Genomic DNA, 6,834 nt, shown 5'->3' with positions numbered 1-6,834 from the left:
GCTGCGCCCCCCTCTGTCCTGCCGGACATCTCCCCCACAAGGGGGGAGATCGGCGGCTTTGCTGTCCCGCCAGCCTTGCAACGGTGGCTCCGTTGCTGCTTCATCAGATGAAGGCGGGGCAGCAAGGAGAACCGATGACGACCACACAAAGGCAGACCCGCTGATGGCGCCGGTGAAGGTCGATCCCGCCAAGGTGCGGGAATTCAGCGATGCCGAAAGCTTCTACACCTGGCTCGGCCAGCACCACGCCACCGAGACAGAAGTCTGGATCAAGATTCACAAGGTCGGTTCGCGGCTGCCTTCGATCACGCCCAAGGAGGCTATCGACGTCGTGCTGTGCTGGGGCTGGATCGACGCCGTGCGCAAGGGGCTCGACGACAAGAGCTATTTGCAGCGTTACACGCCGCGCGGCAGGAAGAGCACCTGGAGCCAGATCAACGTCGACAACGTCGCCCGGCTGATCGAGGAGGGCCGGATGACCGAGCATGGGCTGAAACAGGTCGATGCGGCGAAGGCCGACGGCCGCTGGGCGCGCGCCTATGCAAGCGGCAAGGACATGAAAATCCCCGCGGATTTGCAAGCCGCAATAGACGCCGAGCCCAAGGCCAAGGCGATGCTGGCAAGGCTCAGCGCGCAGAACCGCTTCGCGCTCGCCTTCCGCATCCACAACATGAAGACCGAGGCTGGGCGCAAGAAGAAGATCGCGGCGTTCGTCGAGATGCTGAAGCGCGGTGAGACGATCTACCCGCAAGGGAAGAGGTGAGGGCTGGCGCCGTCGCGGCTGTGGCTGCTATTGCCGCAAAGTTCGCCTCCCCGTTGTGGGAGGGGTTAGGGGTGGGGTCCTCTTCGCAAGATGCGATTGCCTTGCCCAAGGGGGAGATTGGCCGTCCCCCCAGCCGCTACGCAGTAACGGTTTCTTCTTTGCTTTTGCCGCACAATAGCCGCGACAAGGCGGGGGCCGCGACGAGGCGGGCGAAGTCCAGGACATGGCCGACAAGAAGGAACGCAACGGAGAGTTCTGGGAGCTGGCGCTCGACCGCGCGCATCTTGGCGTCTGGGACTGGGATCTTAGGAGCGGCGACTGTTTCTACTCGGCAATGTGGTCGCAGATGCTCGGCTATGGCGAGGGTGAGCTTGCCAAGACAAGCGATCTCTGGCTGCAGCTGACGCATCCCGACGATCGCGAGCGGGCGGTGGCCAGCGGCGAACGCCACATTGCCGGCCTGACCGACTCGATCGAGACCGAGCTCAGACTGAAGCACAAATCCGGTCACTGGGTATGGGTTCTCGATCGCGGCGGAGTGGTCGAACGCGATGCCGATGGGCGGCCGGTCAGACTGATGGGCGTGCAGACCGACATCACCAAGCAGAAGCAAGCAGAAGCAACACTTGAACAGGTCAATGTGCGGTTTGGCCTGGCATTGGCGGCCAGCGGCACCGGCATCTGGCACCACGATCTCGCCGCACGCAAAAGCTACTGGGACAAGCGCACACGGGAGATCTTCGGGCTTGTCGCCGACACCGACGAGGTGTCGCAAGAGCTCTGGCACAGCTATCTGCATCCGGACGACCGGGCCGACGCCGAGCGGGCCCATTTGGCGCCGCTGCAAACCCAAAAGGTCGTCGCCGTGCAATACCGCATTATCAAGCGGGACGGCGAAATCCGACATGTCGAATCGCTGATACGGTTCATCGCCGATGCCCAGTCGTCGGGCCAGATCCTGGGCACCGTGCGCGATGTCACCAAGGCGAAGCAACGCGAGCAGGAACTTGCCCATGCGGCCCGCCATGACGCGCTGACCGGCCTTCTGAACCGCGCCGCTTTCGACCGGCTGCTGGCCGAGCACATCGCAACGGCGCGCCGGCTCGCGGTGTTCTACGTCGATCTCGACTACTTCAAGGCACTGAACGACTTCGCCGGCCACGCCGCCGGCGACCTTGCACTGAAGCGCGTCGCCGAGCGCATTCTGGGCTGTCTGCCGCCGTCGGTGCATGCCGCGCGCCTCGGCGGCGACGAATTCGCGCTGCTGGTGCCTGACTGCGACGCAGCGCAAGCCGAGCGTCTCGCCGGCGCCGTTCTCGCGGCGGTTCGCGACGCCGACCTCGGCTCGACGGCGGCGTCGCGCAAGCTCGCGGCCAGCATCGGTATCGCCTTTGTCGCCGATGCGAATACCGCAGTGGCCGACGCGCTCGCCTGCGCCGACGACGCCTGCTATGCGGCCAAGGCAGCCGGGCGCAATCGCTTCGCAGTGTTCTCGCCTGAGGCAACATCCGGTTCCAGCGGCCTCAATGCGGCGCGGCTGGCCGCCGACACCGTCGATGCCATGGCAGACGGAAGGCTGAAACTGTTCGGCCAGGAAATCCACCAGCTCGGAAAGCCCTGGCAAGAAAGCCGCCATGTCGAGGTCCTGGCGCGGCTCGCCGGGCGCAACGGGCGGCTGATCCCGCCGGGCGAGTTCATCCCGGCGGCGGAGCGGTTCGGCGTCGCGTCGCGGCTCGACCGCTGGATCATCAGGACGGCGCTGTCGCTTCATGGTCCGGCGCTGAAGTCAGGGGCGCTCACGCTCGGCTTCAACCTGTCGGCGCAGACGCTGAGCGACCCGCAGCTTTGGGATTTCGTCGACGCCGTCATCGCTGAAACCGGGGCGCCGCATTCCGGCATCGGTTTCGAGATCACCGAAACCGCCGCGGTCACCAATTTCACTGCTGCCGAACAGTTCGTCCGCAAGGCGCGCGAGCGGCGCTGCCGCGTCAGCCTTGACGATTTCGGGGCGGGCATGAGCTCGTTCGAATATCTCCGACGCTTTCCGGTCGATGCGATCAAGATCGACGGTTCGTTCATCGAGCATATTGCCGAGAGCCGCTTCGACCGCGAAATCGTCTCGGCCATATCGGGCATCGCCAGGAGCCTCGGCTGCTCCGTGGTGGCGGAGAAGATCGAAGCGCAGGATGCGCTCGACATTCTCGCGGATATGGGCATTGCCTTCGGCCAGGGATTTCTGCTGCACCGGCCGGAGCCGCTGCAAGCGATCGTGACACGGGCAATCGCGATCCGGGCGAGCGCGACACAAGTGAGCGCGACACGGGCGAGCAAGACACGGGCGAGCGCGCCGGCGGCAGCCGGACGGCGAGCCTAGCCAGCCGCGCGAAAGTCCGCAGACCGTTCCGGCGTCTTGATGCGCGACTGGTCAGGTCAGGGCTTTCCCGGCGGGCGATAGCGGACCGACTTCGCCTTACCAAGGGCTTGCATCGTCTCTTCGACGCTCAGGAGAACGGTGGTCTCGTACGAGCTGAGCGCTCCTCCCGCACCAATGGCAAGCATGACAGATGCCATCGAAACGTTGTCGGGCGCCTCCCACAGGTTCCAGCCATCGTGCTCTCCGAAGGCGTACCAGAACCCGTGCAGCTTTCCGCCCACCGATTCGATGTAGGTGCGGGCTGCCTCGCGTCTATCCTCGGGGTTTTCGATCAGGCGCGCCCAGGTCTCGGGCGTATAGCTGAATCGTGAGAGATACATGGGCATGGTTCGCCTCCAGGGCCGCCGATCCCCCAGCGGCTCGGCGTCGAGGGGATCGAGGGGGGCTGGCGCCGAGCCTGACCGGCTTGGTTGGTTCACCGGCTGACGAAATATGCGCTCAAGCTAATGTAATCGCAACACCTGTTCAGGCCGACGCCGCCGGATGCGGATCAGGCGTTGCGGCTCGCCAAATGCGCGTCGAGCTTCTTTCTCGAAGGCCCGTACCGCTTGATGATGGTCGCGGCCTCGCTCGGCGGTATGCCGTATTTTTTCGCAAACGCCGCTACGTCGTAAGGCTCCTCGCCGGCGGCCGGTTTGCGGTCCTGCTTGCTCTTGGATTTGTCGTCGGCCATGTCGTCCTCCGTCATATCTGGTGGTTATAGGGTTCTTTGGTAGGCCCGACCACCTTGCCAGTTCGGAAAAGGACGGCACGCCGGTCCGATCGGTTGCCTGGCGCGGCGATGCTGGTTCCCGCTCATGGGCTCGAACCACGATTCACGCCTTCAAAGGGCGCTGTCCTACCATTAGACGAAGCGGGAATAGAGGAAGTAAAACTGTCTAACACTTTCTCATGTGCGCATGAAGCCGCTTCATGCCGTCATCTGCTTGAGCAAGAGACACGCCCGTTCAGCAGGGCCTTGAGACAGGAGCAATCGCCGTGACTAGAACCGACCTCTCCGACGTCTACCGAGACTACATCGCCTGCCTGAATAAGCAGGACTGGCCGAAGCTGGGACAGTTCGTTCATGATGAGGTGATCCACAACGGTCGGCGGCTCGGGCTATCAGGTTATCTCAAAATGCTGGAGAGAGACTTTGCTGAAATTCCGGACCTTTATTTCAACGTCCAGATGCTGATTTCCGATCCGCCTTATATAGCGAGCCGGCTCGGGTTCGACTGCACGCCGAAAGAAAGGTTCCTCGGCCTCCCTGTAAAGGGGAGGAGAGTTTCCTTTGCCGAAAATGTTATATATGAATTTCGTGACGAAACAATTGTAGAAGTATGGTCTGTCGTAGACAAGGCTGCCATCGAAGCTCAGCTTTAGCGTGAGAAATTACCCACTTATCTCTCAAAGCAATCTTTTTGCTGCTGGACAATCTGTCCTGAGCTAGACTCGCGTTATCGCCAACAGCCACGCCAAAAGCTCCAGCAACAATAGAAACAGAGCAAGCTGTAGCGCCATGCGCAGGCGCTGAATGATCCGCCAATTGTTCGCCATGTCGGTTTTAATGCGGAGCGCAAGCGCGCGGTGCATCACATCCATGGTTTCGGAAGGATTCTTGTCGACAAAGTCCTGGAGCGGCTGCTCCGGATCGAAGCGGAACGTATAGGCGTAGTACGGCCACAACATGATCACGACCAGCAGCCCGATCAGGAAAAGCAGCGCCAGCGCCAGCCAGTCCCACAGCTCCAGCCCACTAGGAGAGCCCTGCCGCCGAGGAGAGAGCTCACGAACGCGGTTGCAAAGATCAGATTGCCAGCTCGGGTATTGAGGCTCTCCACCGCGTTCTGCTGGTGTTGGAGACCACGCACCGCCTCCGCATAAACGAAGGCCAGGCGAGGGTCCGCAACGGGCTGGGAGCCGCTTTCTCCCATCGAGGAATGCTCGGCCATGAGTGTCGTCCACGTTCCAGTATGAACCACGATATGAACAAGGGCAGCTGCCTGTCTACCGCCTGTCAAGGACCCGGCCTTGACGCCTGAACACGCTGCCCCAGATTACGCGGCGGAGTTTCAGATATGCGATACGACTGGCAGGGGCGCAAATTCCTGGAACGGCATTTCGGCATTGTTATCGCAATTGGCCTGATCGCAGGGCTGTCGGCCCTGGCCGCGCTGGGCTACACGCCTTAAGCCTCTATCGATTCTGCTGCGCATGCCCCACGGCACTGGCGAAAGAAATGTCACCCTTGATCTCGCGCATGGCCATCGACGTGATCGTCCGGCGCACGCCGGGCAGGCGGCTGAGCTCGACGCGCAGCATCCTGTCCAGCGCCATCATGTCGACCGTCACGATCTGCAGGAGATAGTCGGCCTCGCCTGTCGTGGCGTGGCAGCGCCGGATCAGCGGGTGCGCCTGGACTGCGGCCTCGAAGGCTTCGGAAAGCTCGAAATCGATCGACACCTGGATGAAGGCTTCGATGCCGAAGCCGAGTTTTGCCGGGTCGATCCGTGTCGAGTAGCCGCGGATGATGCCGGCGTCCTCCAGCGCCTTGACCCGCTTCCAGCACGGCGTCTTGCTTAAGCCGACCTCGTCGGCGAGCACCGCAAAGGAGGTACGCGCGTCGCGTTCCAGCGCTGCTACGATCTTCCGGTCGAGAGCATCCAGCATCAAACGTTCTCCTGGACGGCGCCATGCATGGAATTTCGTCCTTCAATTCTCGCTATTTGAATAACAGAAGGGAACAATATTTAAGCCAAAATCGCTTATTCTCCAGGCTCGGACCGAACAGATGCCCTGAACCGACGGGCCGGGCAAAGGAGCAGCTGCCATGCACAAGCCGGATTATTATGCCCGCATCGAAGCGCCCGAGATGCGCGACTACGGCGTCTACCTCCAATGCGACAAGCTTCTCGCCTGCCAGAAGCCGCTGGCCGAGATGGTGAATGCCGACGAGCTGCAGTTCCAGATCGTGCATCAGGTCGAAGAGCTGTGGATGAAGCTCATCACCTACACGCTGGTCGATGTCGTCGACTTTCTCGAACAGCAGAACACGCATCGCGTCGTCACGCTGATGGGGCGCGTGCATCGGCTGATGCGCATGATGACGGTGCAGCTCGACCTGCTCGAAACCATGTCGCCCAAGGAATATCAGGAGATTCGGCTGCAGCTCGGCAATGGCAGCGGCCAGGAATCGCCAGGCTTCAAGCTCTTGCTGCGCATGCCGCCGGACCTGTGGCGCGCCTTCCAGGCGTCCTATCTCGATGGTCGCGGGCTCTCGGTCGAGGATGTCTACGATATCAGGTATGATCACGGCGACAGCTATGTCGTCGCCGAGGCGCTGATCGAATTCGACGAGCTGTTCCAGAAATTCCGCGCCAGTCATCTCTACCTTATCCACCGTTCGATCGGGCTGGGCTCGAGATCGCTGAAGGGCCGGCCGGTCGAACTGCTGCAGGCCGGCGCCCTTCATCGCTTCTTCCCGGAGCTGTGGGACATACGCTGCGACATGACCGACCGCTGGGGCAGCCAGTATGGGACGGTACGGGATCCGATCAGCCACCCGGAGGCGAAGGTAGGGTAGGGGCAGGTGTAGAAACCTTTTTGATGCCGGCGGGACAGCGCCCCCCTCTGTCCTGCCGGACATCTCCCCCAC

At 62.1% G+C, this 6,834-nt stretch carries 8 protein-coding genes and 1 tRNA gene; 4 read left to right on the top strand and 5 right to left on the bottom strand.

Annotation, left to right across the window (positions count from 1 at the left end; genetic code table 11):
• Positions 1-163 precede the first annotated feature (163 nt).
• Positions 164-763, top strand: a complete 600-nt coding sequence (locus NMG80_RS02550) for a YdeI/OmpD-associated family protein (protein ID WP_254016685.1) — start codon at positions 164-166, stop codon at positions 761-763.
• A gap of 223 nt (positions 764-986) precedes the next feature.
• Complete coding sequence (locus NMG80_RS02545) at positions 987-3,137, top strand: EAL domain-containing protein (protein ID WP_254016684.1); 2,151 nt, start codon at positions 987-989, stop codon at positions 3,135-3,137.
• Positions 3,138-3,193: 56 nt separating this feature from the next.
• Here NMG80_RS02545 and NMG80_RS02540 read toward each other — a convergent pair whose 3' ends face one another.
• The 3 genes from NMG80_RS02540 to NMG80_RS02530 form a co-directional block, all read right to left on the bottom strand.
• Positions 3,194-3,523: a GYD domain-containing protein gene (locus tag NMG80_RS02540; protein ID WP_167391219.1), complete on the bottom strand. Its 330-nt coding sequence runs from the start codon at positions 3,521-3,523 to the stop codon at positions 3,194-3,196.
• 164 nt (positions 3,524-3,687) lie between these two features.
• A complete protein-coding gene (locus NMG80_RS02535) occupies positions 3,688-3,870 on the bottom strand; it encodes a DUF3606 domain-containing protein (protein WP_254016683.1) in 183 nt (60 codons plus the stop codon).
• Between the two features lie 112 nt (positions 3,871-3,982).
• Positions 3,983-4,056: transfer RNA gene (locus NMG80_RS02530), tRNA-Gln, on the bottom strand.
• 119 nt (positions 4,057-4,175) lie between these two features.
• On the opposite strand from NMG80_RS02530, the gene NMG80_RS02525 reads away from it, so the two are divergent.
• Positions 4,176-4,562 carry an ester cyclase gene (locus NMG80_RS02525; protein WP_254016682.1) on the top strand — a complete coding sequence of 129 codons (387 nt, stop codon included), beginning with the start codon at positions 4,176-4,178 and terminating at the stop codon, positions 4,560-4,562.
• Positions 4,563-4,625: 63 nt separating this feature from the next.
• Here NMG80_RS02525 and NMG80_RS02520 read toward each other — a convergent pair whose 3' ends face one another.
• Both NMG80_RS02520 and NMG80_RS02515 read right to left on the bottom strand, forming a co-directional pair.
• On the bottom strand, positions 4,626-4,874 hold the full coding sequence (locus NMG80_RS02520; protein ID WP_254016681.1) for a hypothetical protein: 249 nt from the start codon (positions 4,872-4,874) through the stop codon (positions 4,626-4,628).
• 501 nt (positions 4,875-5,375) lie between these two features.
• Entirely contained in the window at positions 5,376-5,849 is a 474-nt protein-coding gene (locus NMG80_RS02515; RefSeq protein ID WP_254016680.1) for an Lrp/AsnC family transcriptional regulator, read from the bottom strand.
• A 160-nt stretch (positions 5,850-6,009) separates the two neighbouring features.
• Between NMG80_RS02515 and NMG80_RS02510 the strand changes: the two genes are divergently transcribed.
• Complete coding sequence (locus tag NMG80_RS02510) at positions 6,010-6,762, top strand: tryptophan 2,3-dioxygenase family protein (RefSeq protein WP_254016679.1); 753 nt, start codon at positions 6,010-6,012, stop codon at positions 6,760-6,762.
• Positions 6,763-6,834: the final 72 nt, after the last annotated feature.

Origin of the sequence: Mesorhizobium escarrei, from assembly GCF_935825525.1 — a bacterium.
In the GTDB taxonomy this organism is placed as follows: domain Bacteria; phylum Pseudomonadota; class Alphaproteobacteria; order Rhizobiales; family Rhizobiaceae; genus Mesorhizobium; species Mesorhizobium escarrei.
Note: the sequence above shows the minus strand (reverse complement) of the source record. Positions and strands in the feature narration are given on the sequence as shown.